Raw genomic sequence first — 23,093 nt, 5'->3', positions numbered from 1 at the left:
GACGAAAAGCTTCGAAGGTTCTCCTTCGGTGTCAGTCGCCGGAGCCTGGCGCGGCGGCGATGGCGCAGATGATCTTGTCGGTGAGGCGTTCGATGCGCACCGGATCCATCGGGTCGTGCAGGACGCCGATGCGCCAATAGAGGGGGCCGGCCAGGAAGTCGAGGCCGAGCTCGATGTCGGTGTCGGCGGGCAACTCGCCGCGTTCGATCGCCCGGCGCAGGATCGCGGCGACCTTCTGCCTGCGGGTGCCGCCCACCTGTGTCAGCAGAGTCGCGGCCATCTCGGGATTGCGAGATCCCTCGGCCAGGAGGTCCGGGACGATCCTGGACGCCAGGGGATGGTTGAGAGCCGCGGCGGTACCGGAGAGGTAGGCGAGCACATCGCCGCGGAGCGTGCCGGTATCCGGAGTATCGGCCGAGCTGACGGCGACCTGGGTGACCAGGTCGAGGACCATGGCCTGCTTGGAAGGCCACCGCCGGTACACGGCGGCCTTGCCCGCACCGGCTCGCTTGGCGACGGCCTCGATGCTCAGCTTCCCGTAGCCGACAGCGGCGAGCTCTTCGAACATGGCGGTGGCGATCGCCGCGGTGACTGCGTCCTGGAGCACCGGCCCACCGGGGGCCCGTCGTACGGGTGAGCTACTCATACCGCGACCCTAACACGAGACGGAACGGTTGCGTCTCGACAGCGACCGGGTTACTGTCGCCTAGTCGATACGGAAGCGTTCCGTCTCGGTTAAGGGAAGAGGTCGAGATGAAGTTTCTGTTCGAGGACGAGTCGATGTCCATGGAGACGCTGCGGACCGCGTGCTTCGCCGCTTACGGTGGCGCTGATCTGGGCGAGGTGCTGGTCACCGCGCGGGCCATCGGCGACGGCGACGAGCTCGCCTGGCGCCGCGAATGGGCGGCCACCGCCGCCCGGGTGCACGCCCTGGGCGACGCGGCACTCGAGGCGGGTCATCGGGTCAGCGCTCGGGAAGCGTTGCTGCGGGCCTCCAACTACTACCGCAACGCCGAGTTCTATCTGCGCGACGACCCGTTCAACGACCCGGAGGCCAAAGAACTGTCCGAGCTGTCCCGCTCAACTTTCGCCACCGCCGCCGGCCTGCTGGACACCCCGGTCGAGGCGGTCGCCATCCCCTACGAGGACACGACACTTCCCGGCTATCTGTTCCTGGTCGACGATTCGGGACGCCCGCGCCCGACCGTTGTCTTCACCAGCGGCTTCGACTCGACCCTGGACGAGGCCTACGTGGCCATCGCCGCCGCGGCGCTTCGAAGGGGTTACAACTGCCTGGCGTACGACGGTCCCGGTCAGGGCGCTGCCCTACGTCTGCAGCGGCTGTTCTTCCGGCACGACTGGGAGAACGTGGTCACCCCGGTCATCGACTACGCCCTGACCCGCCCCGAGATCGATGCGGACCGGATCGCCTTGTACGGCTACAGTCTGGGCGGTTTCCTGGTAGCCCGGGCCGCGGCCTACGAGCACCGGATCGCCGGTCTGATCCTGGATGGCGGCTTGTACGACTACCACGGCTTCCACCTCCGGGCCGTCCCGGAATTCCTGTCACAGTGGATCCTGGACGGCCGCGACGAGCTGGCCGAACCCGTCGCCAGAATGATGATGGCCCACAACACCAGCATCCGCTGGGCTCTGCGCAACGGCATGTGGACCTTCGGCGCGGCCTCGGTCTGCGACTACATCCGCCATACCAAGCCCTTCACGCTGGAAGGCATCGCCGACCGGATCACCACCCCGACTCTGGTCTTCGATCCCGACCAGGACATGTTCCAAGGCGAACCCGCGCGAGTTCACCAGGCCCTGCGCTGCCCGGCCACGCTCATCACTCTTCACGAAGCCGACGGTGCGGGCGAACACTGCGCGTACGGCGCCCGCTCCACGCTGCACCAGCACACCTTCGACTGGCTCGACGAGACCCTGCCGACCCATCCGTGACAGCCCCGCAGCACTCCGCCATCGCCGCCCACCAGGAGATCCCGTGACCACCATCGCCACATCCGCGGTCGCCCCCGGACTGACCTCCCATCGCGTGGGAATGTTCACCGACGCCGTCTTCGCCATCGCGATGACGCTGCTGGTGATCGAGCTCCCCAAGCCGGCTCGGAACACCGATGGCGCCGACCGGATGGCGATGGCCTCGGAGCTGTGGCGGTTCCTGGGCGACAACGCCGGGTCGTTCCTGGCCTTCGTCGTCGCCTTCCTGATGCTGTGGGCCGCCTGGCGCCAGCATCACGCCGTCTTCGATCAGCTCGACCGGGTCACTCCCGCGATCATGTTTCTCCATATCCCGCTGCTGATCCTCGTCGTACTGCTGCCGTACCCGACAGCGCTGGTCGGAGAGTCACTGGCCGGTGAGCTCGTCGACAACCCCTTGTCCATCTGCCTTTTCGCCGGCACCGAGGCGCTGCTCCTGCTGTGTCAGGCCGCGCTGCTGTCCGTCGTGGTGCACAGCGGCGTACTGAAGCCAGGCTCGGACGACCGGCCGTTGCGAATCAAGGCGATCATGCTCGCGGCTTTCGGCCTGTTCTGGGCGCTCACCGCTGTCCTGACCTGGTGGTTCAGTAAGGTCCCAGTCGTCTGGCTGCTGTCCCCGGTTGTCGCCACCGGAAGCAGCAAGCTCGCCGACCGGCTGCTCCCCAAGGCGAGCTCGCCAACGTGAGGGGCTTACGGCTCCGACATGTCGCTGTACAACAATGAGCTCAAGTCGCCGGTTGCAGTCACCCAGTACGGCGGCACCTACCTGCAGGGCACCGCGAGCAGCGGCGTCTACACCGTCCTGATCGCCCTGACCCCCACTACCTGACGATTCACGGGTCGGTACGGCGGGTACCCGGTTCAACGTGGCCAACTCGACGATTGCGGTTCTGGACATCGATGGGACACTCATCGACTCCAACTACCATCACGCCATCGCGTGGTACCGGGCCCTGCGCTCGGTCGACGAGATCTACCCGGTGTGGCGGCTGCATCGGCTGATCGGGATGGGCGGGGACCAACTGGTCACCACCCTCGGAGGCGAGGACCTGGAACGCCGGGTGGGTGATCAGGCGCGCGAGCAGCAGGGCCGGGAGGTCGATGCCCTGCTGGACGAAATGGCGCCGTTGCCCGGCGCCCGGGAGCTGCTCGTCGCCATCAAGGAACGCGGTCACCGGCTGGTCCTGGCCAGCTCGGCTCAGGAGCGCCACGTCGACGTCTTCCTCGACAAGCTGAACGCCCGCGACATCGTCGACGACTGGACCACCAGCGCCGATGTCGAAGCCTCCAAGCCGGCGCCTGACTTGTTGCAGCTGGCATTGAAGAAGCTGGGCGCACCCACGGATGCGCCGAGCGTGATGATCGGCGACTCGGTCTGGGACATCGAGGCGGCGTCGAAGGCCGGGATGCCGGCGATCGCGGTCCGCTCCGGCGGTTTCGGCGACGACGAGCTTCAGAAGGCAGGCGCGATCGCCATCTACGACACTCCCGGCGACCTCGCGGAGGCGCTGGACCAGACACCCCTCGCCCGCAACTCCTGAGCCTTCGCAAGCGCTTGCCTAGGGCAACACCAGGGAGAACGAAGGTCTTCAGGTTGTAGCTCAGGACGGCGAAATCGCCGCCGCGGGACCGGGAAATACGTCGTCGACCTACCCACAATCTGAGGCCCGCTTGGGGTCAGCGGGCCGGCCGAGGCTGGCATGCGTCGAGCAGTAGGTCGGTGATACGCGAAGAGGCCTCCGTGTCCGGTCCGGGCTGGGTGAGGACGCCCTCGTGGGCCTTGAGTAGCAGCTCGACGTCTTCAGCTGCGAAGTCGTCGCGCACAACCCCTGCGGACTTGGCCCGTGCCACGAGCTGGCTGAACCCGGCCATCGCCCGCTGACGTTCCTGCTCCATTCGCCCGGTCTCGGGGTACGAGTGCAGCAACGCCGCGGTGAATGCGCGATCGGCGCGCTGGAGGTCGAACAGCTGGCGAAGGTAGCCGGAGAACGCACCCCATGGATCAGTGGCGGCCTGCGCCAGGAATCTGTCGATCGTGGCCGCGCACTCTTCGATCCGGTCCTCGAAGACCAGTTCGAGCAGGTCCTCGCGGGTGGGGAAACGGCGGTACAGCGTGGCCGCGCCGACCCCGGCTCGCCGGGCGATCTCGACCATGGGGGCGTCCGCGCCGAGTTCTGCGAACGCTTCACGCGCCGCGGCCGCGACTCGTGCCCGGTTGCGTGCAGCGTCGACGCGCAGCGGGTCCGACCGATCCTTGTCCGCTGCCGTCTGCGTTGCGTTCTCCGTCACGGCATCCATGGCGCCAGTGTACGCAACTGGACAGCCCTATTCAGTTCGCTGCTACAATGGAGAAGAACCGGACAGGGGTATCCACTTGGGAGTCCCTGGCCGCTTGGCCGCCGACCGGCGCCTGACGAGACCCACACGAGAGACGACACTGACGATGCGCTTGACGATCTTCGGCGGCACCGGCCCGACCGGCCGGCTGCTCATCAACCACGCGGTCGAGGCCGGCCACGACGTGGTCGCCTACGCCCGGACTCCGAGCAAACTGCCGACGCACCCGAACCTGACCGCGGTCGAAGGAACGCTCAAGGACGAGGACGCGATCGCGGCCGCGGTCAAGGGAGCCGACGCGGTGCTCAGCGTCCTCGGTCCGACCCGTGACAAGTCCGACTCCGAGACGCTGGTCGAGGGCTACCGCCAGATCATCGCCGCGATGCACGCCCACGGGGTGGAGCGGCTGGTCGCGATGGGCACCCCCAGCATGAAGGACCCCGCCGACGGCCGCGACCTGCGGGTCTCGGCCCTGGTCGCCGCCATCCGCCTGACCGCACGTCCGGCGTACGACGCCCTCGTCGAGATCGGCGGCGTCATCCGCGCCTCAGGCCTGAAGTGGACCGTCATCCGGTTGCCGCTGCTCCACGACGGCCCGGCCACTGCGTCGTTCAATGCCCGCAGCATCGGTCAGAAGGGCGGCCTGAAGCTGTCTCGCGCGAACGCCGCGGCCTACTACCTCGCCCAGGCCACTGCGACCGACCAGGTTGGCCGCATGCCGTTCCTCACCGACAAGTAGCCCCAGCCGACCCACTCAGCGTCGCCCACGAAGGAGTCCCATGAGCGTCGCCGTCTGCCGGTTCGGCCCGTACTCGTTCTGACCCACCCCCTTCCGTCAGATTGATCCGGCGGCCCAGCGGTGCTGAAGCCTGGCTGGGAGGAAACGGCCGAAGACGGTTCCCGCGAAGTGGCCGCCGGCAATCGTCGTACGTTCGTCGTGGTAGTTCTCCAGCACTGCGATCCGGGCCTTGGTTCCGGCTTCGGCGTCGACGTCGAAGCGGAAGTTCCAGTGGGTCTCGCTGATCTGCGCCTGCGTGTGCATGACGTCGCCGAGAATCAGCAGTCGTTGCTCAGTGCCCGGATCCGTGACGAGCAGACTCGTGTGCCCCGGTGTGTGTCCGGCGGTGGCGATCGCCCGAACTCCCGGTACGACGTACTGGGCGGCCGCGAAGAACTGGATGACCGAACTCAGCGGCTTCTGGACCGACTCCGGGTCCGGCCCGGTGAGCTCGGCAGTACCGTTCCAGTAGTCCCATTCGGCTCGGTCGACGAGATGACGTGCGTGCTCGAACGTCAAGCCTGTCGAGGATCCGTCGGTAGTCCACCCGACGTGATCGTGGTGAAGGTGGGTGAAGACCACCGTGTCGATATCGGTCGGCCGGAGGTGTTCTTCGGCGAGGCTCTCCAGCAGCCGGCCGCCGGTGAAGGTGCCCATGCCGGGAATCTCGAAGTCCACGGGTCCCAGTCCCAGATCGACCAGGACCCGGTGCTCGGGCGTGCGAATCAAGAAGGAGCCCACGCTGATCGGCAGCCGGCCGTCGTCGTCGAGATAGGGCGTGTACGCCGCCCACCCGTCCGGCGCCGACGCGGGGAAGAACGCGGTGGGGTCCAGATGAACCTCGCCGTCCGGGAGGTAGGTGATCGTGGTCGATCCGAGGGTGAGTTGGGTTCGTGCTGCCACGGTGAGCATGGGGAGCCTTCCTTTGAGAGCTGACACCACTAACCGTTGGTTAGCCGCTCGCGAGTCGCAAGTACGCACTTGCAAGTGCGCTCGTTGCCCATGAGGCTCTCCATTGGTTAGCGTGATCGCATGGCGCGTTCCCCGATCAGACCCCGGCCCCGTGCTGGGACCCGGCGGCCGGCCCGGGCCCGGCTGGCCGACGGTCACCTGGCCAACGTCTACAGCGCGGCGTGTCCGTCGCGGCAGGCGCTGGACCGGCTGGCGGACAAGTGGAGCGTCCTGCTGATCGGCGCGTTGGAGGCCGGGCCGCGACGATTCGGGCAACTCCGGGACCAGGTCGACGGGATCAGCGAGAAGATGCTCGTGCAGACCCTGCGCAGTCTCGAACGGGACGGCCTGGTCGCGCGCGAAGCGGATGCCGCGGACCGAACCGTCACCTACCAACTGACCGAGCTGGGGCGGACGCTGCAGGCGCCGGTCGCAGCCGTCCGGGCCTGGGCCGAGCAGTACATCAACGACATCGAAGACGCTCGCGCGGCTTCGGACGCCCCGGGCTGACTAACGGGAAGCGGCGGCGCGATCCAGCAGTTCGGCGGTCGCGTCCCACAGGCGGCGCTCGCGGTCGACGTCCTGAGCGATCGGCTGCACCTCGGTCAGCTTGGTCTTCACCACGAATGCGCCGTCGCGAAGGTTCGCCCACTTGTCGTCGACGGCCATCGCCGCCAGCAGCGGCCCGGAGCGCTCCGGCGTCGACACGCCTGGAACGCGGCCCAGGGCCCGGCCGATCGCCTGGAACGCTGCCGGGGCACCGCGGCCGAGCGCCGTACCGGGCATCCAGCCGGGCTCGAAGACCGACACATTGATGCCGGGGCCGGCTCGGCGCTGCAGGTCGTGGGCGTAGTACAGGATCGCCAGTTTGGCGTTGGAGTACGCCGTCATGCTCGGGGAGGCGGTGGACGGGTGAGCGAGCTCGAGGGCATCGGCCCACTGGGCGCCGGCCACGCCGAGCAGCTTGCGCCAGATGTTGGCGTGATAGGTGTTCGAGCCGATCGGCACGATCCGCGCCGGGGCGGCGAACGCGCCGAGCAGGTCGCCGATGAGCTGCGCGTGGGCCAGATAATTCACGGCGAACGTCAGTTCGTAGCCGTCCGCCGAGGACAGCCGGGGGTCGGACGAGATGAGGCCGGCGTTGGCGACCAGTGCACGGAGCGGTCGAATGGTGCCTGCGGCAAGCAATTCTCGTACGGCGGTCGCGGCGGCGCGCACGTCGGCCAGGCTCGCCAGATCGCACTCGATCTCGTGGACGGTCGCCCCGAGGGCACGAGCCTCGTCACCGACGGCGGTCAGCTTGCGGCCGACCAGCAGCAGGTCGGGGCGCTGCCCGTCCGGGCGACCCGCCAGAGCGAGCGTCGCGTGGCGGCCCAGGTTGCGGGTCGGGCCGGTGATCAGAACAGTTCCAGGTTCGGTCATACCTGCAGCATGCGAGCGCCGGCAGGCCGCAACCAGCCGTCCGGTTGTCGTAGGACTGCCAGGGCCAGGACAACTCCGCGGCGCCTCGCGCACACTGGAGTCGTGGAAACGTGGGAGTTCGGCCGGACGGTACGGCGGTTTCGCGACCGGGTGGCGCCCGACGTGGTCGGCGTACCGGTGGGCCGCCGACGTCGGGCGAGCGGGCTGCGCCGGGAGGAGCTGGCAGGGCTGGCAGGTATCTCGGCCGACTACCTGACCCGTCTTGAGCAGGGACGCGCGACCGCGCCGTCGGCGCAGGTCGTGGAGTCGCTCGCCCGGGCACTGCGCCTCGCCGATGCCGAGCGCGACCTGCTCTACCGCTTGGCCGGGCACGCCGCTCCCGGCCCGGAGATCGTGCCGTCCCGCGTTACCCCGAGCGTGCAACGGCTGCTCGACAGGCTCTCGCACACCCCAGTCGTCGTGTACGACGCCAGCTGGACACTCGTGATGGCCAACGCGCCGTACGACGCGCTCATGGGACCGACGACGACCTGGCGCGGCCTGGAGCGCAACGCCGTCTGGCGCAATGTCACCGGCCTGCCGTCTCGGGTGGTGCACACCCCGAAGGAGCAGGCCGAGCACGAGGCCCGCCTCGTCGCCGACCTGCGCCTGACCGCTTCGCGCTATCCGGCCGACCGCGCCTTGCGGCGCCTGATCACCGATCTGACCTCTGGCAGCGAGCGGTTCGCAGAGCTCTGGGAGGCCGAGGCGCCGCTGCCCCTGACCGAGCCCTCCCGACACAAGACCATCGACCACCCGACGGTCGGCCTGATCACCCTGGACTGCGACACGCTGCTCGTCACGCTCGACGACCTCCGCATCGCCGTCTACACCGCCGAACCCGGCACCGAAGACGCCAGCCGCCTCGACCTCGCCATCACCCTCGGCACCCAGTCGCTAGGCGTCGTGTAGCTGGTAGGACTCGTAGCGTTCCAGCCAGGCCGCGCGGACCTCGGGGGAGTGCGCGTCCTGGACGCAGAAGACGTTTCCCTCGGGGTCCGCCATCACTACCCACGGCTGATCGCCTTGGCCGATGTCCACCCTCGTCGCTCCCAGGGCTTCCAGGCGCTTGATCTCCAGCGCTTGGTCCTCGGGGCGCAGGTCGAAGTGCAGCCGGTTCTTGCCTGCTCGGCCGTCCGGCACCTTAATGAACAGCAGGTCCGGTACGACGCAGTCCTCGCGAGTCCCGGCCGCGGGCTCGACCACCCATTCGGGGTCCTCGGCGTGGCTGATCACCCAGTCGAGAGCGGCGGCCCAGAAGCGGGCTACCGGTTCGGGGTAGTGGCAGTCGACGACGACGGCGCCGATCCGCAGGCTCATGTGCGTCCTCCGTCCAGATAGGTGATCACGGCAAGCACTCGGCGGTGGTCGTCGGCAGTGGCCGAGATCTGCAGCGTCGACAGGATGCTGCCGACGTGTTTCTCGACGGTGTGTTCGCTGATGAACAGACGGTCCGCGATCGCCTTGTTGGTCAGGCCTTGGGCCATCAGCGACAAGACGTCGAGCTCCCGCGCGGTGAGGCGGTCCACCGGGTCGTCGGCGCGCCGGCGGTCGGCGACCAGTTGGGTGACGACGGACGGATCCAGGACGGAGCCGCCGGTGGCGACGGTCCGGATGCTCGCGGCGAGTTCGTCGAGTTTGCCGACCCGGTCCTTGAGCAGGTAGCCGATCCCTTCGGTCCCAGCCGCGAGCAGCTCGACGGCGTACGACGCCTGGACGTGCTGGGACAGGATCAGGATGCCGACTCGCGGCCACCGCTCGCGGATCGTGCGCGCCGCGCGCAGACCCTCGTCGGTGAAGGTCGGCGGCATCCGGATGTCGATGATCGCGACCTCGGGCTGCGCGGTCGCGACCAGTTCGAGCAGTTCGTCGGCGTCGGCGGCCAGGCCGGCGATCTCGAAGCCGGCCTCCGTCAGGAGGCGCGCGACGCCCTCCCGCAGGATGACCGCGTCGTCGGCGATCACTACGCGCATGGCAGCTCCACGGTGAGTGTCGTCCCGGCACCGGCCGGACTGTGAATCGTCAACGTTCCTCCGAATCCTTCGACCCGGTCGGCCAGCCCGCGCAGGCCGCCGCCGTCCCGTGCCGAGGCACCACCCACGCCATCATCGGTGATGCGCAGGAGCAGCCGGCCGTCGCGCGTCTCGGCAGTGACGGTCGCTTTGCCGGCCCGAGCGTGTTTGGCCGCGTTCGTCAGCGCCTCGCCGACCACGAAGTACGCCGCGGCTTCGATCTCGGCCGGTACCTCGTCGGTCAGTCGCGTGTCGGCAGTCGCTGGTACGACGGAACGCCGTACCAGGTCGTCGAGCGCCGCACCGAGCCCGCGCTCCATCAGTACGGCGGGCCGGATGCCCTGGCTGAGCGTGCGTAGCTCACCCATCGCGACCGTCAGGTCATCGCGCGCAGCCGCCAGTGCCGAAGCAGCAGTCGTCGAGGAGTTCTCGAGCGTTGCCTCGGCCAGCGCGATCGACAGCGCGATGGAGACCAGTCGCTGCTGAGCGCCGTCGTGCAGGTCGCGTTCGATCCGGTGCCGCTCGGCTTCGGTTGCACGGACGAGGCGCTCCCGCGACGCGCGGAGCTCGGCGAGGCGTGCTTCGAGGTCGGCACGCAGCCGCTCGTTCTCCAGCGCCATGGCCGCCGCGGCGCAGACGGAATTCACCAGCTCGGGCTCGTCCTGCAGCGCGGCGTCGTGGACGAGCAGGGCGACCGGCTGCCCGTCGCGCTGGACCATCGTGGTCGCCCGATCGTTGTCGGGGGCAAACGGTTGGCCGGCCGCGTCGACGTACGTCGAGGTGTCTGGAAGCCAGTAGGCGACCTGGAGATCCGGATCGCCGAGCGCGCGACTGAGCGACTCGCGCAGGTCGGCCGACGGCCCGTCGAGCTCGACCACGAGTTGCGCGACGGCTCCGCGCGCGAGCTGTCGCTGCACCAGCGAGGCCAGAATCGCGATCGGTACGGCGGCGAACACCAGCCCACGCATGAAGTTCGGAGCCGGCCCCAGCGGCTCGCCGGCCACGTCGTTGACGATCGTCAACGCCAGGGCCGCGCAGAATGCGCCACCCGTCCACAGCACGGGCGCCACGGCCCGTCTGACCGGCAGGGTCGCGCGACGAATCCGCCGGACGAACAGCACCGCCGTGAAGACACTGATGACGAGAGCCGCGCTGCGTTGGAACTGCAGAATGCCTTCGGCCAGCGCATCGTCGCGGACGATCTGCAGCGCGTTCCGGGGACATCCGCCGCAGACGGAACTGCCGGAGTCGGCGAAGACCAGCCACCCGACTTCGACCACCGCGCCCAGCACCAGCGCGGCGAGGACGAGCGCCCGGTCGAGCCATCCGCTCAGCGCACCGCGCGGGAAGACGAGGATCAGATAGATCACGCCGATCAGGTAGCCGTCCTCGAGCGCCGTACCGAGAGTGAACCAGCCACTGTTGTTGCTATAGGCAAGGTACGTCGCGAACCATGCGAAGCCGATGAACACCAGCACGGCGCCGATCCGGCGGCTCGTGCGGTGCCACGACACCAGGCCGCTGCCGATATAGGCCCAGCCGACGGTCACTCCGAGGACAGCGGACATCGCAGCCTCGGCACCGGCCTCCTGACGGCTCTGACCGACGAGGGCGATCACCCCCAGACCGGCCACGAAGGCCAGTGATCCCCACAGCGCAGTACGCAGCACGGTCCTGAGCATGCCTGCAATCGGGGGTCGGCGCCACACCCGCTGGCCACCACTGCGACGTACCGGCTGGCCGGTACGCCGAACTCCGGGTCGCCGTCTGCCGCGGCGGCCGGCCGACGACCAGAGTTGAGGAAAGACAGCAACCAGGACGGAGCAGGCCATGAACACCACCTCGCAGCGACTCCTCGCCGCAACGCTGGCGACCTTCGGCATCGTGAGTGCCATTCCCATTCCGCTCGCCGGGCTCGACTTCGCCGGCGTGCTCGACGTCTTCGGCATCGACGGCGGCGACAGCCCGCGCGGTGTCGTCGGGCTGGTGATCGCGGCCGCCGTACTGACGATCGCGGTCCTTGGACTCGCCTGTGTGGGAGTCGTGCTTGCCGCGCTCGGCTCGGCGGCCGCTCGCCCGATCCTGATGGTGGCCGCGCTGGCAGGTGTCGTCACCGCTCTGGCCAGCTGGTTGCCGGCCGGACTGCTGCTCGGCCTCGCCGCCTACCTGTGCGGACCGGAGACGTCTCCGGTCGGGGTCCGCCGCCCGGCGGTGAGCTGATGACCGCCGTGCGCCTGCCCGCGGAGCGTCGACGGGGTCTGCTCGTCCCAGGTCCGCCCGGTGGTGAGCTGGTAGCTACCACCGTGCAACCGCCCACGCATCGTCGGCGGGGTCTGCTCGTCCACACGATCCTCCCGGTGACAATCGGCGGCTTGGCCGCCGTCGCGATCGGCGCTGAAGGCGGCACCGCCTCGGCCGTGATGATGTGCGCCGCGATCTATCTCGCGGCGGCCGTCATCGGTCGTCCGAACGCCGCTTGGTGGAGTTTCGCCGCCGGGCTCCCGCTGATCGGGCTCGGCGCCGTGCTCGACAACGAGTGGGTGACCCTGGTCGTGCTCGGACTGGCCCAGGCTGTCCTGTTCGTGGTCGGCCTTCGCCGGGGGAGCTGGACCCAGCGTCACAATCGCCGGCAACTGGGGGCCGCCGTCGGCTTCGGCACCCTCGCCGTCGTCATCGGCGCAGCGACCGCGGGCGGTGGCTTCACCGTGATCGCGTCGGCTCTCGTGATCGCCGGACTGGTCGGTCACGCCCTGTGGGACTCGATCCATCACCACCGCGACGTGGTGGTGTCCCGCTCGTACTCCGCGTTCTGCGCGGGCCTCGACGCGGCCCTCGCCGTCGTCGTCATCATCTCGATCCTTGCCTAGGAGGCAGTCAGCCATGAACGACTACACCACCACCGTCACCATCCGCCGTGACCCGGCCGACGTGTTCGCGGCGATCCTCGACACCCGGGCCTGGTGGAACGCCTCGATCGAAGGCGCCACTACCGAGCCGGGTGACGAGTTCGCCTTCGAGGTCCAGAACCTGCACCGGACCCGGATCCGCGTGACCGACGTCGTACCGGGCCGTCGCGTCGAGTGGCTCGTCGTCGACAACGCCTTCGGCTTCGTCAGCGACCAGACGGAGTGGATCGGCAACCGGATCGTCTTCGAGCTGAGTCCCGCGCCGGAGGGGACGGCGGTCACCTTCACTCAGCACGGTCTGGTCCCCGACTACGAGTGCTACGACGTCTGTTCCAACGCCTGGAACTTCTTCGTCGCCGACAGCCTGCGCAATCTCGCCGAGACCGGTCGGGGGCAGCCCGAAGTCACCGCGGCCGACACCGCCGACGTCCCCCGCGACGACTTCTTCCAGCCCAATCCGCCCGCCTGAGAGCTATCCGGTGGCGGCGGCCTTCTTGACGACGTCCTGGATGATGCGTTCGGCAACGGTCCGCAGCTTGGTGTTGGTGTCCTGGGAGATCCGGACCAGGAACGCGAACGCGCGGTCCGGATCGATCGTGTAGCGCTCCATCACGATGCCGACCGCCTGGCCGATCACGTTGCGGGTGATCAGGGCCGCGTTCATGCTGGCGTCCTGGCGGGCCCAGCCCATCGCGACCGCGATCAGGCCGGCGAACAGCGCGCCGAGCGCTCGGGTGTCGTTGTCGATGGTGTGCGGCTGGTCGGAGTACAGGTTCAGGGCTCCGCGGGCATGGGGTTCGGCGCGGAACTGGAACGCGATCTGCGCTCCGAAGCCCAGGGCCGCGGCCTTCGGTCCGTACTGCGGCCAGCGCGGATCGGTGGCGAGATCGCCGGCCTCGACCACCGGCTCCGCGAGCGCGGCCTCCAGGCACGGTCCTTCCCGCAGCTCGTACTGCAGCTGATCGGCCTGGACGACGCGTTGATCGGTCGGCGCCAGGGTCTCGATCGTGCCGTCCCGGCTCGTGATCGACAGGCTCGCCTGGTCGATGCCCGGGACTGTGTCGATGACGCTGGCCAGCAGTTGCTCGAGCGTCTTGTCCAGATCGATCGGCGCCCGCAGCGTGGCGGCGGCCGCCGTCATCACGGCGGCAAGATCATCGGACGGATCCGAGGTCATCGACTCTCCTATCGGTGCCCGCAGCCGGGCTCACTCACAGTTGTGCACCAGCAGCGTGCCAAGCGCCAGCCCACACGGCAACTATCACTCCGCGTAGCGGTCCGACCCCCGATTCACCGCTGGGCACTCCGCGCTCACCGAAGTATCCGATCTGGTCGACCGGGTGTTACAGAGTCGAAGGTCCCGAATCCGGCGGCGATGGCTAGCTGGCTCGGCGGGTGGTGTCTTCGATCAGGCCAGCGGCGACGTCGCGGAGTTTGAGGTTGCCGGTCTGGGAGGTGCGGACCAGGAAGGCGAAGGCACGGTCCGCGTCGAAGCGGTAACGCTCCATGACGATGCCGATGGCTTGGCCGATCATGCTGCGGGTGTCGAGGGCCTGGTGGAGGCTGGCGTTCTGGCGGCTCCAGCCGAGGGCGACGGCGACCAGGTCGGCGAACAGGATGCCGAGCCGGCGGGTTTCGAGATCGAGGCAGTGCGGCTCACTGGCGTAGAGGTTGAGTGCGCCGCGGGCGTACGGCTCGGCGGCGAATTGGAAGCCGATCTGCGAGCCGAGGCCGAGGGCTGCCGCCCTGGGACCGTAGAGCGCCCAGCGCAGGTCGTCGGCCAGGTCCTCGCCCTGCGCCACCGGCTCGGTGAAGGCTGCCAGGCAGGGGCCTTCGCCGAGCTCGTACTGCAGCTCGTCGGCCCGGACCGCGATCGCGTCGGTCGGGGCGAGCGTCTGGATCCGGCCGTTCTTGTCGGTCACCGAGATGCTGGCGTGCTCGACGGACGGAATCGTGTCCACCGCGGCGGCGGTGATCTGACGCAGCGTGTCCGCTTCGTCGATCGGGCAGCGCAGTGCGTTCGAGACCTGGTCCATCGCCTCGAGCAACCGCGGCAGCTCCATGCCGAGACCCTTCACCGGGACGTCTGAACGCCGCCCACGCCAAACAGTCTGCTCCTGCCGCTCCGGTGTGTCGACCCTGCTAGTCGCCGCGGTAGAACGTGACCAGCGTCGACGTGGAGTCCGCGTCGATGATCAGCAGCGAGGGCGGTTCGAGGTCCTCGTCGATCGAGACGGTGGCCGGCTTGGCGATCAGATGCCGCAGTACGACGTCCGCGGTCGTCCCGCCGACCGCGATCACGACGGTGTCGTCGCGCCGGTCGTAGGAGACGTAGCGGAACGGCAGCCGCTCGACCTCCAACTGGTCGCCGAGGCTCGGGTCCAGCACCTCGATGGTCACGTAGTCACCCTCGTGCCGCCAGGTGTGTTGATCCAGGGCGGATTCCCACTCCTCGCGATCGATCTTGTTCCTCGCCTCGATCATCCTGGTCAGCCTCAGAAACCCTTGCTCTGGGTGGTTTCGTCCGCAACGCGAACGCCGTACGTATAGGCGAGCTTGCCGCCCAGCCAGCCGGACGCACCCAGGATGGCCAGCGCGATCAGGCTGAGCACGAACCCCAGCACCGTCGCCTCGTCAGCGTCAGCGGCGGCGCGCACGAAGAAGTTGACGACGAACAGCACGACCGCGACCAGATTGAGCATCATGTGCGTGATTCCGGTCGTGAACGCCCGAGTGCCGCGCGGGATCGTCAGCAGATCCATCAGACCGAAAACAGCAGCCAGTACGGCGCCCACGATGCCGATCCCGATCAGCCAATAAGCGCCCTCGGCAAACGCGCTCTCCTTGTCGTCCGCCGACAGCGCGACAATGTCGAAGACCACACTGGCCACCCAGGCGCCGATCGGCACCGTCACCAGCACCGGATGGAACGGATGCCCGTACGGCCCCGCCAGCGCCGTCTTCGGCCGCTTGGCCCGTTGCGTGGTGTCCATGCTCTCCTCCTCGAAGACCTGAAGCCGGCAGGTGCCTACCCGGTACGGGATGCGCCGCCGGTACCCCGGCAGGAGCGGCGTAACCCGGTGGGTCCGCCTCGCATACGACCCCCTCGGCGGGGTACCTCCGGCTAGCTGGTCACTCGCCGGGAGGTTCTCATGGCCGACAACATCGAGGTGGTGCCGATCCTGTCCCGCGGGCGGCATCGCAATCCGCGGCGCGGCGGTTGTTTCATGGAGTACGCGTCGTACCTGGCCGGGGTCGCCTGGTCGGACCGGCCGGAGTGCACGCATCCGCTGCTGGCGCTGATCGCCCGGGAGGTCAACGACGAGATCTCCGATGCGGGCCGGGTGACGCTGGTGCCGCTGATTCCCGACGTGATCGGGTTGACCACCGACGATGCGCGGCTGATCCCGGCGGTGGTCGTGCGGTGCGTCCGGCCCGTCGTACCGGTGGTGTCGGCGCGGTTCGGCGCCAAGCTCGCCGCCGCTGTGCGCAAGGCGGAGACGTACGCCGGCCGGCCGCCGGTCGGCTACGAGTGGGAAGCGCCGCTGGTGGTCGCGGGCGCCATCCGCGCGATCACCGACTTCCGGGCCGCGGACGGCGATGCGCTCCTGCGCTACGTGCTGACCGAAGCCATCGCTGAGACCCGCAACTGGCTACCCAGCAAGCACGACACCGATCGTTCGAAGGGAGAGCTCCATGCGGGCAATGGTCTATCGAGGTCCGTACCGGGTCCGGGTCGAGGAGAAGGAGCGGCCCAGGATCGAGCATCCCGGTGATGCGATCGTCCGGGTGACCCGGGCCGCGATCTGCGGCTCGGACCTGCATCTGTACCACGGGATGATGCCGGACACCCGGGTCGGAATGACGTTCGGGCACGAGTTCGTCGGCGTGGTGGACGAGGTCGGGCCGGCGGTCCGGACGCTGCAGCCGGGCGACCGGGTGATGGTGCCGTTCAACATCTTCTGCGGCACCTGCTATTTCTGCGCCCGCGGCCTGTTCGCCAACTGTCACAACGTCAACCCGAACGCGACTGCGGTCGGCGGCATCTACGGCTACTCCAACACCTGCGGCGGGTACGACGGCGGCCAGGCCGAATACGTCCGGGTGCCGTTCGCCGACGTGGGACCGAGCGTCATCCCCGACTGGATGGACGACGACACGGCAGTCCTGCTCACCGATGCGGTCGCGACCGGGTACTTCGGCGCGCAGCTCGGCGACATCGTCGAAGGCGATGTCGTCGTGGTCTTCGGCGCCGGGCCGGTCGGCCTGACCGCTGCGGCGTCGGCGTGGCTGATGGGCGCTGGCCGGGTGATCGTGATCGACCACCTGGAGTACCGGCTGGAGAAGGCTCGTACCTTCGCGCACGCGGAGACCTACAACTTCGCCGAACACGCGGACATCGTTGTGCTGCTGAAGAAACTCACCGATCATCTCGGCGCCGACGTGGTGATCGACGCGGTCGGAGCGGAGGCGGACGGCAACCTGCTCCAGCACATCACCTCCGCGAAGCTCAAGCTGCAGGGCGGTTCGCCGATCGCCCTGAACTGGGCGATCGACTCGGTCCGCAAGGGCGGCACCGTTTCGGTGATGGGTGCCTACGGGCCGATGTTCAGCGCGGTCAAGTTCGGCGACGCGATGAACAAGGGCCTCACGCTGCGGATGAACCAGTGCCCGGTGAAGCGGCAGTGGCCACGGCTCTTCGAGCACGTCCGTAACGGCTACCTGAGGCCCGCGGAGCTGATCACCCACCGCATCCCGCTCGAGCACATCGCCGAGGGCTACCACCTCTTCTCGGCCAAGCTCGACAACTGCGTCAAACCGCTCATCGTCCCCACCGCCGCCTGACCCCGGGAGTCCGAGATGGCCTACACCTCCGAACGTCCGCCCATCGCCGAGTCCACCGACAAGCTCCGCGCCCGGATCCCCGGCTGGGGCGCCGACCTCGACCCGAGCGTCCGCCCCGCCGTACCGAAGGAGGTCTACAACCCCCACCCGTACGGCGCGGTCTGGGACTTCCCGGAGCGGCAACCCGAGCACTGGCCCCGCGAGCGGTCGAACGAGCACGCCTTCGTCACTCCCGTCTTCGGTACGTCGTGCCCGCCGCGCGGCGTCTCCGGCGCGATCCGCAAACTCGCCTATCGCCGTTACAGCGAAGGCCGTGCGGCGCACTGGCTGCTCCTGCTCGGCGCCGACCGGGTCGACGCCTTCGGCAGCACGATGCGGTCCTTCATCAGCAGGCATCCCGACAATCCGATCGCCGAGACCGGGATCAAGGCGGAGCTCACGTACCACGGTCTCCGGTCCCGTCGTGGTCAGAAGCGCGCCGATCTGATCCACCAGCCGCTGGACCTCGTGATCGTCAGCTGGCCGTGGATCGCGGCCGCCGTACTGGGATTCCGCGCAATACGGCGGCTGTCCCGACGTTAATAGGCCGCTGGGGCGGGCACCTCGCAGGCTCGAACGCATCCACTTGAGGAGAAGCGAATGTTCTTCCACCGACAGGAACTGCAGTTCAAGGCCACGCCGGAACGCGCGGACGCGGTCTACGCCCGCAAGCTGCAGGAGGTGCTCGGCGGTCAGTACGGGGAGATCACGGTCGCGATGCAGTACATGTTCCAGGGCTGGAACATGCACACGCCCGGGAAGTACCGGGATCTGGTCTTCGGGGTCGGCGCCGAGGAGGTCGGTCACGTCGAGATGCTCGCCACGATGATCGCGCAGTTGCTGGAGAAGGCGCCGCTGGGCATCACCGAGGACGCCGTCCAGGAAGACCCGACGGTCGCGGCCGTGATCGGTGGCACCGACATTCAGCACGCCATCGTGGCCGGGGCCGGGGCTCGCGCGGTCGACAGCATGGGCAATCCCTGGCAGGGCAGTTACATCACGGCCAGCGGCAACCTGCTGGCCGACTTCCAGGCCAATGCCAACGCCGAGATGCAAGGCCGGGTGCAGGTCGCGAGGCTCTACCACATGACCGACGACTACGGCGTCCGTGACCTGCTGTCGTTCCTGCTCGCGCGCGACACGATGCACCAGAACATGTGGCTCGCCGCGGTCGCCGAACTGCAGGAAGAAGGCGCCGAGCTGTTGCCGGTCCCGAGCAACTTCCCGCAGAACAAGGAACACACCGACGTCTCGTACCAGTATCTGAACTTCAGCGACGGCCCGGCCGCCGGCGAAGGGACCTGGGCGAAGGGCCCGACGCCGGACGGGAACGGCGAGTTCACGTACCACGACGGACCCACGACCACGGCTCCGATGCCCGCGCCGACCCGGCCGGACGCACGGTTCTACGGCACGACCGACCTGCCGAACCTGGTGGAGAAGACGGCCGGGAAGGTGCAGGACAAGCTCAAGAAGGAGTAGTCAGCTGACGACCGGCCAGCCGGCCGAGTCCCAGATCAGCCAGTTGATGCCGAGGAAAGGTGTGCCGTCGTCGGCGTAGTAGTGGTAGACGAGGATGTCGTGGTCGGTGTCACCGAAGACGTCTTGATGACCGGGACCGTGGATGGAGCCCTGGGAGGCGAGGATCTCGGTGCCCCCGCCGGAGGTCATCGCGGCGCCGTTGCGATCGCGGAACGGGCCGTTGACCGAGGTGGAGCGGCCGACCATGACCCGGTACGTGCTCTGGGCGCCGCGGCAGCAGTAGTCGAAGGACACGAACAGGTAGTAGTAGTTGCCGCGCTTGACCATGTTCGGTGCTTCGATCGGACCGCCGCCGCGGCCGGCCAGGGCGCGCAGGCTCGAGTCGGAGCGCAGGCCACTTGAGGGGGAGAGGGCGATCTGCTTGATCCCCGACCAGAACGACCCGAAGGACAACCACCATCGCCCCTGGTCGTCGACGACGAGGTCAGGGTCGATGGCGTTGAAGTCGTCGGTGCTCCGGGACTCGATGACGAGACCTCGATGCGTCCAGGTCCCGGAGTTGCCGCTCGGACTGGTCGCGAGGAAGATCGCCGACTTGTTCGAGCCGAAGCTGGAAGCCGAGTAGTACATGTAGTACTGGCCGTTCCGGTACGAGATGTCCGGCGCCCACAGGTTCTTGCTGCCACCTGTGTACGCCGTCGTCCAGGGCGCACCGCCCGGGAACGCCGAGCCGGCGTTGCGGAAGGCGGTCCGATCGTCGGAGGTTTTCAGCGCGATGTTGTCACCGGTGTGGGCTACCAGGTAGCCGCCCCCGGGTCGCTTGACGACGCTGGGGTCGTGGACGACGGTGTCCCCGGTGACCCGGCCTGGTCCTGGATAGGACCAGGCGTTGGGAGCCAGCGCGGTGGTGACCGCAAGGGCTCCCGCGAGCAGGAAGGCCAGCTGTTTCGTCAAGCGACGCATGGTGATCTCTTTCCGTTGAAGTTGCGGGCGGGCAACGGGTGGAGCTGACGGTCAGACAGACAGACTCACGGCGCTCCAGCTGATGGCAGGCAACGTGAGCGTGAGCTTGCCGTCGATCAGTCGGGCCGAGTCGAACGGCTGAGCGGTGACGCGGTCCGGTGTGGTGGCGGAGTTGGTGGCGAGTGGGTCGGTGTCGTGGATGATCACGGCTTCGTCGATCGAGGTCACACCGGCCCGGCTGAGGTCGACGGTGATCTCGATCGGCGCTTCGGTCGAGCGGTTGACGACGAAGAGTGCCAGCCGGCCCTCGTCGTACGTCGCGACCGCGTCGATGGCGGTGACGTCACCGTGCTTGGCCGTGGTGACGATGGGGGAGTCGGTCTCGACGCGCAGCACCTGCCCGGCCGCGAGCCGCGAGGTGATGGCGAACGGGTGGAAGGTCGGCTGCCGCCAGGCGGCGCCACCGGGCTCGGTCATGATCGGGGCGATCACGTTGGCCAGCTGCGCGAGACAGGCGACCGCGACCCGGTCGCTGTGCCGCAGCAGCGAGATCAACAGGTTGCCGAGGACAACGGCATCGGTGACGTTGTACTCGTCCTCGATCCGTCGCGGCGCGACCTCCCACTGGTCGGCCGGCCCGTCGGTACGCCGGGAGCGGTCGCCGTACCAGACATTCCATTCGTCGAAGGAGATGTCGATCCGCTTGCGGCTCTTGAGCTCGGCGCCGACGTGGTCAGCGGTGGCGGTGACGGAGTCGACGAAGTGATCCATGTCGACGGCGGAGGCCAGGAACGACGCGGTGTCGCCGTCGTCGTTGCCGTAGTAGGCATGGCAGGAGATGTAGTCGACGAACTCGTAGGTCTCCCGCAACACCTCCCGCTCCCAGGTGCCGAACAACGGCATCTTCGACGACGACGAACCGCACGCGACGAGCTGCAGGTCCGGCTCGACCATCCGCATCGCACGCGCAGTCTCGGCCGCGAGCCGTCCGTACTCGGTCGGCGTCTTGTGCCCGACCTGCCACGGCCCGTCGAGTTCGTTGCCCAGGCACCACAACTTCACCCCGTACGGCGCCGCTCCGTGCTGCGCTCGCAGGTCGGAGAGCGCCGTACCTCCCGCGTGGTTGCTGTACTCGAGGAGGTCGAGTGCTTCCTGCACCCCGCGGGTGCCGAGGTTGAGTGCCATCATCGGCTCCACACCGGCCTTCGCGCTCCAGCGCATGAACTCGTCGAGACCGAACTCGTTGGTCTCCACGCTGTGCCAGGCGAGGTCGAGGCGGCGCGGCCGGTCCTCGCGCGGGCCGACGCCGTCCTCCCAGCGGTAGCCGGAGACGAAGTTGCCGCCGGGATAGCGAACCACCGAGACGCCGAGCTCCCGCGTGAGTTCGAGGACGTCCTTGCGGAAGCGGTCCTCGTCGGCGGTGGCGTGGCCGGGTTCGTAGATCCCGGTGTAGACGCAGCGACCCATGTGTTCGACGAAGGTCCCGAAGGTGCGGCGGTTCACCGGCGCGATCGGGAAGGCGGGATCGATGGTCAGGTGGGCAGTGGGCACCAGAATGCTCCTGTCATGGTGGCAGTGTTCTTTGTGGAGGACGAGTCATCCCTTGATGCCGGCGTCGCCGACGCCACGGACCACCTGGCGCTGGAACAGCGCGTAGACGATCAGCAGCGGCAGGCCGCCCAGCAAGGCCGAGGCCATGATCTGGGCGTAGCGCAGGCCGTAGGAACCTTGGACGTTCGCGAGCCCGACCGGGATCGTCATCATCGACGGGTCGGTGGTCACGATGAAGGGCCAGAGGAAGTTGTTCCAGGCGCCGATGAACGTGAAGATGCCGACGGCAACCAGGATCGGCCGGGACATCGGCACCATCACGCTCCAGACGATCCGCCAGCGGGAGGCGCCGTCGACGCGGGCGGCGTCCTCGTAGTCGCGGGAGATGCCGTCGAAGAACTTCTTCAGCACGAAGACCATCACCGGCGCGACGACCTGGGGGAGCACGATGCCCCAGTAGGTGTCGACCAGGCCGAGCCCGGTCATCTCCTGGAACAGCGGCACGATCAGGACCTGCGGCGGCACCAGGATGCCGGCGACGACCAGGCCGAAGATGATCCGGCGACCCGGAAACTCGGTGCGGGAGAAGCCGAACGCGGCGAGGACGGAGACGAGCAGGGTCAGGACGGTGACCAGCACCGAGACGACGCTGCTGTTGACGAACCAGCGGATCAGGTCACCCTGGTCGAGGATGCTGCGGTACGCATCCACGGTCGGTGCCTCGGGCAACCAGGTGATCGGCGATCGGGTGGTCTCCGGCTCCGGTTTGAGCGAGGTGGACAGCGCCCAGAGTAGCGGGACCAGCCAGATCACGCCCAGGATCGATGCACCGACCGCAGTGGCGACCTTCGGAAAGGTCCAGGTGGCCTTCATGCCGCGTCCTCCTTCGAGCCGGAGAACAGCTTGAACTGGAGCACCGCGACGACCACGATGATCGCGAAGAACATGTACGAGATCGCGGAGGCGTAGCCGATCCGGTAGTTCGTGAAACCGTTCTGGTAGATGTACTGGATGATCGGCCGGGTCGCGTAGTTCGGTCCGCCGTTGGTCATCAGATAGATCTGGTCGAAGATCTTCAACGACGCCACGAGTTGCAGGACGGCGATCAGTGCGGTCGTCCGGCTCAGCAGCGGCAGCGTGATCCGGAAGAGTTTCTGCCGTTCGCTGGCGCCGTCGATCGATGCCGCCTCGTAGACCTGCTCCGGAATCCCTTGCAGGGCGGCAAGATAGAGCAGGAAGTTGAACCCGACCGTCCACCAGACGGTCGTAATCACGACGGCGAGCATCGCCCGGTTCTCCGTGTTCAGCCAGTCGATCTCCGCGAATCCGCCGGCCGTCAGCAGCCCGTTGATCAGGCCGAATCCGGGCTCGTAGATCCAGACCCAGATCAGGGTGACGACCGTGGCCGGCAGGACGAACGGAGCGAAGTACGCGAACCGCAACAGCCAGCCGAGGAGGCCGGTGCGGTTGGCGAGGAGCGCCATCACGAGCGCGATCAGCACCAGCGGTGGCGTGCTCATCGCGGTGAAGACCAGCGTGTTCTTCAGCGAGGACCAGACTGCGGAATCGCCGAACATCTCGCGCCAGTTCTGCAGGCCGAGGAACTCCTGGCCGACACCGGCCAGGCTCGTGTTGAAGAAGCTGTTCCACAACCCGGAGATGGTCGGCCAGATCAGGAACACCGCGAACAGCAGCAAGAACGGGCCGACGAAGAGCAGGCCGGCCCAGCGCTCCTGCCAGGGCTTTCTCGAAGTTGGTAATGACACGACTGGC

General features: G+C 68.1%; 29 protein-coding genes. 14 read left to right on the top strand and 15 right to left on the bottom strand.

The window, feature by feature from the left end:
* Positions 1-31 precede the first annotated feature (31 nt).
* Positions 32-646, bottom strand: a complete 615-nt coding sequence (locus ABZS29_RS36140) for a TetR-like C-terminal domain-containing protein (protein WP_355469155.1) — start codon at positions 644-646, stop codon at positions 32-34.
* A gap of 107 nt (positions 647-753) precedes the next feature.
* On the opposite strand from ABZS29_RS36140, the gene ABZS29_RS36135 reads away from it, so the two are divergent.
* Genes ABZS29_RS36135 through ABZS29_RS36120 form a run of 4 tightly spaced genes read left to right on the top strand, consistent with a single transcriptional unit; the run spans position 754 to position 3,536 of the window.
* Positions 754-1,956 (top strand): alpha/beta fold hydrolase, encoded by a 1,203-nt coding sequence (locus ABZS29_RS36135; RefSeq protein ID WP_355469153.1) that lies wholly within the window; start codon positions 754-756, stop codon positions 1,954-1,956.
* A gap of 43 nt (positions 1,957-1,999) precedes the next feature.
* Positions 2,000-2,680, top strand: coding sequence for a TMEM175 family protein (locus ABZS29_RS36130; protein WP_355469151.1), 681 nt, complete (start codon positions 2,000-2,002; stop codon positions 2,678-2,680).
* A gap of 18 nt (positions 2,681-2,698) precedes the next feature.
* Positions 2,699-2,824, top strand: coding sequence for a hypothetical protein (locus ABZS29_RS36125; protein WP_355469149.1), 126 nt, complete (start codon positions 2,699-2,701; stop codon positions 2,822-2,824).
* Between the two features lie 37 nt (positions 2,825-2,861).
* Positions 2,862-3,536 carry an HAD family hydrolase gene (locus ABZS29_RS36120; RefSeq protein ID WP_355469147.1) on the top strand — a complete coding sequence of 225 codons (675 nt, stop codon included), beginning with the start codon at positions 2,862-2,864 and terminating at the stop codon, positions 3,534-3,536.
* Between the two features lie 136 nt (positions 3,537-3,672).
* Here the strand turns inward: ABZS29_RS36120 and ABZS29_RS36115 are convergent, their stop codons facing one another.
* Positions 3,673-4,293: a TetR/AcrR family transcriptional regulator gene (locus ABZS29_RS36115; protein WP_355469145.1), complete on the bottom strand. Its 621-nt coding sequence runs from the start codon at positions 4,291-4,293 to the stop codon at positions 3,673-3,675.
* Positions 4,294-4,438: 145 nt separating this feature from the next.
* Between ABZS29_RS36115 and ABZS29_RS36110 the strand changes: the two genes are divergently transcribed.
* Positions 4,439-5,071: an NAD(P)H-binding protein gene (locus ABZS29_RS36110; protein ID WP_355469144.1), complete on the top strand. Its 633-nt coding sequence runs from the start codon at positions 4,439-4,441 to the stop codon at positions 5,069-5,071.
* A gap of 96 nt (positions 5,072-5,167) precedes the next feature.
* Here ABZS29_RS36110 and ABZS29_RS36105 read toward each other — a convergent pair whose 3' ends face one another.
* On the bottom strand, positions 5,168-6,022 hold the full coding sequence (locus ABZS29_RS36105) for an MBL fold metallo-hydrolase (protein ID WP_355469142.1): 855 nt from the start codon (positions 6,020-6,022) through the stop codon (positions 5,168-5,170).
* Between the two features lie 120 nt (positions 6,023-6,142).
* On the opposite strand from ABZS29_RS36105, the gene ABZS29_RS36100 reads away from it, so the two are divergent.
* On the top strand, positions 6,143-6,571 hold the full coding sequence (locus ABZS29_RS36100; protein WP_355469140.1) for a helix-turn-helix domain-containing protein: 429 nt from the start codon (positions 6,143-6,145) through the stop codon (positions 6,569-6,571).
* On the opposite strand, the gene ABZS29_RS36095 is transcribed toward ABZS29_RS36100, so the two are convergent.
* Complete coding sequence (locus ABZS29_RS36095; protein WP_355469138.1) at positions 6,572-7,483, bottom strand: SDR family NAD(P)-dependent oxidoreductase; 912 nt, start codon at positions 7,481-7,483, stop codon at positions 6,572-6,574. It lies immediately after the preceding gene.
* A 102-nt stretch (positions 7,484-7,585) separates the two neighbouring features.
* Here ABZS29_RS36095 and ABZS29_RS36090 point away from each other — a divergent pair, with 102 nt between their 5' ends.
* Positions 7,586-8,434 carry a helix-turn-helix transcriptional regulator gene (locus tag ABZS29_RS36090; protein ID WP_355469137.1) on the top strand — a complete coding sequence of 283 codons (849 nt, stop codon included), beginning with the start codon at positions 7,586-7,588 and terminating at the stop codon, positions 8,432-8,434.
* On the opposite strand, the gene ABZS29_RS36085 is transcribed toward ABZS29_RS36090, so the two are convergent.
* From ABZS29_RS36085 to ABZS29_RS36075, 3 genes are read right to left on the bottom strand one after another with little or no spacing between them, the layout of a single operon-like run.
* Positions 8,420-8,842, bottom strand: coding sequence for a VOC family protein (locus tag ABZS29_RS36085; protein ID WP_355469135.1), 423 nt, complete (start codon positions 8,840-8,842; stop codon positions 8,420-8,422). The genes ABZS29_RS36090 and ABZS29_RS36085 overlap by 15 nt on opposite strands.
* Positions 8,839-9,495, bottom strand: coding sequence for a response regulator transcription factor (locus ABZS29_RS36080; protein WP_355469134.1), 657 nt, complete (start codon positions 9,493-9,495; stop codon positions 8,839-8,841). The genes ABZS29_RS36085 and ABZS29_RS36080 overlap by 4 nt, the downstream gene beginning before the upstream one ends.
* Complete coding sequence (locus ABZS29_RS36075) at positions 9,486-11,216, bottom strand: sensor histidine kinase (protein ID WP_355469132.1); 1,731 nt, start codon at positions 11,214-11,216, stop codon at positions 9,486-9,488. Before ABZS29_RS36075 ends, ABZS29_RS36080 begins: the two co-directional genes overlap by 10 nt.
* A gap of 148 nt (positions 11,217-11,364) precedes the next feature.
* Between ABZS29_RS36075 and ABZS29_RS36070 the strand changes: the two genes are divergently transcribed.
* From ABZS29_RS36070 to ABZS29_RS36060, 3 genes are read left to right on the top strand one after another with little or no spacing between them, the layout of a single operon-like run.
* Entirely contained in the window at positions 11,365-11,754 is a 390-nt protein-coding gene (locus ABZS29_RS36070) for a hypothetical protein (protein WP_355469130.1), read from the top strand.
* On the top strand, positions 11,754-12,401 hold the full coding sequence (locus ABZS29_RS36065) for a hypothetical protein (RefSeq protein WP_355469128.1): 648 nt from the start codon (positions 11,754-11,756) through the stop codon (positions 12,399-12,401). Before ABZS29_RS36070 ends, ABZS29_RS36065 begins: the two co-directional genes overlap by 1 nt.
* A gap of 13 nt (positions 12,402-12,414) precedes the next feature.
* Positions 12,415-12,909: an SRPBCC domain-containing protein gene (locus ABZS29_RS36060; RefSeq protein ID WP_355469126.1), complete on the top strand. Its 495-nt coding sequence runs from the start codon at positions 12,415-12,417 to the stop codon at positions 12,907-12,909.
* Between the two features lie 3 nt (positions 12,910-12,912).
* Here ABZS29_RS36060 and ABZS29_RS36055 read toward each other — a convergent pair whose 3' ends face one another.
* From ABZS29_RS36055 to ABZS29_RS36040, 4 genes are all read right to left on the bottom strand, one after another.
* Positions 12,913-13,617, bottom strand: coding sequence for a GAF and ANTAR domain-containing protein (locus ABZS29_RS36055; RefSeq protein ID WP_355469125.1), 705 nt, complete (start codon positions 13,615-13,617; stop codon positions 12,913-12,915).
* A gap of 202 nt (positions 13,618-13,819) precedes the next feature.
* The gene (locus ABZS29_RS36050) at positions 13,820-14,503 is read right to left on the bottom strand and encodes a GAF and ANTAR domain-containing protein (protein WP_355469123.1); all 684 of its coding nucleotides are present in this window, start codon (positions 14,501-14,503) and stop codon (positions 13,820-13,822) included.
* Between the two features lie 79 nt (positions 14,504-14,582).
* Positions 14,583-14,924, bottom strand: a complete 342-nt coding sequence (locus ABZS29_RS36045) for a DUF5335 family protein (protein WP_355469121.1) — start codon at positions 14,922-14,924, stop codon at positions 14,583-14,585.
* A gap of 11 nt (positions 14,925-14,935) precedes the next feature.
* Positions 14,936-15,433 carry a DUF2231 domain-containing protein gene (locus ABZS29_RS36040; protein WP_355469119.1) on the bottom strand — a complete coding sequence of 166 codons (498 nt, stop codon included), beginning with the start codon at positions 15,431-15,433 and terminating at the stop codon, positions 14,936-14,938.
* A 159-nt stretch (positions 15,434-15,592) separates the two neighbouring features.
* Between ABZS29_RS36040 and ABZS29_RS36035 the strand changes: the two genes are divergently transcribed.
* The 4 genes from ABZS29_RS36035 to ABZS29_RS36020 are packed head-to-tail and all read left to right on the top strand — an operon-like array spanning position 15,593 to position 18,806.
* Positions 15,593-16,216, top strand: coding sequence for a hypothetical protein (locus tag ABZS29_RS36035; protein WP_355469118.1), 624 nt, complete (start codon positions 15,593-15,595; stop codon positions 16,214-16,216).
* Complete coding sequence (locus ABZS29_RS36030; protein WP_355469116.1) at positions 16,137-17,285, top strand: zinc-dependent alcohol dehydrogenase; 1,149 nt, start codon at positions 16,137-16,139, stop codon at positions 17,283-17,285. The genes ABZS29_RS36035 and ABZS29_RS36030 overlap by 80 nt, the downstream gene beginning before the upstream one ends.
* A gap of 15 nt (positions 17,286-17,300) precedes the next feature.
* On the top strand, positions 17,301-17,867 hold the full coding sequence (locus ABZS29_RS36025) for a hypothetical protein (RefSeq protein WP_355469114.1): 567 nt from the start codon (positions 17,301-17,303) through the stop codon (positions 17,865-17,867).
* Positions 17,868-17,924: 57 nt separating this feature from the next.
* Positions 17,925-18,806 carry a manganese catalase family protein gene (locus tag ABZS29_RS36020; RefSeq protein ID WP_355469112.1) on the top strand — a complete coding sequence of 294 codons (882 nt, stop codon included), beginning with the start codon at positions 17,925-17,927 and terminating at the stop codon, positions 18,804-18,806.
* Here the strand turns inward: ABZS29_RS36020 and ABZS29_RS36015 are convergent, their stop codons facing one another.
* From ABZS29_RS36015 to ABZS29_RS36000, 4 genes are read right to left on the bottom strand one after another with little or no spacing between them, the layout of a single operon-like run.
* Positions 18,807-19,769 carry an arabinan endo-1,5-alpha-L-arabinosidase gene (locus ABZS29_RS36015; protein WP_355469110.1) on the bottom strand — a complete coding sequence of 321 codons (963 nt, stop codon included), beginning with the start codon at positions 19,767-19,769 and terminating at the stop codon, positions 18,807-18,809. It abuts the gene before it with no gap.
* Positions 19,770-19,820: 51 nt separating this feature from the next.
* Complete coding sequence (locus tag ABZS29_RS36010; RefSeq protein WP_355469108.1) at positions 19,821-21,320, bottom strand: alpha-N-arabinofuranosidase; 1,500 nt, start codon at positions 21,318-21,320, stop codon at positions 19,821-19,823.
* Between the two features lie 45 nt (positions 21,321-21,365).
* Positions 21,366-22,193: a carbohydrate ABC transporter permease gene (locus ABZS29_RS36005; protein ID WP_355469106.1), complete on the bottom strand. Its 828-nt coding sequence runs from the start codon at positions 22,191-22,193 to the stop codon at positions 21,366-21,368.
* Positions 22,190-23,086 carry a sugar ABC transporter permease gene (locus ABZS29_RS36000; protein ID WP_355469105.1) on the bottom strand — a complete coding sequence of 299 codons (897 nt, stop codon included), beginning with the start codon at positions 23,084-23,086 and terminating at the stop codon, positions 22,190-22,192. Before ABZS29_RS36000 ends, ABZS29_RS36005 begins: the two co-directional genes overlap by 4 nt.
* Positions 23,087-23,093 lie beyond the last annotated feature (7 nt).

Origin of the sequence: Kribbella sp. NPDC005582 (assembly GCF_040605415.1) — a bacterium.
In the GTDB taxonomy this organism is placed as follows: domain Bacteria; phylum Actinomycetota; class Actinomycetes; order Propionibacteriales; family Kribbellaceae; genus Kribbella.
This window is presented reverse-complemented; position numbering and strand designations above follow the sequence as displayed.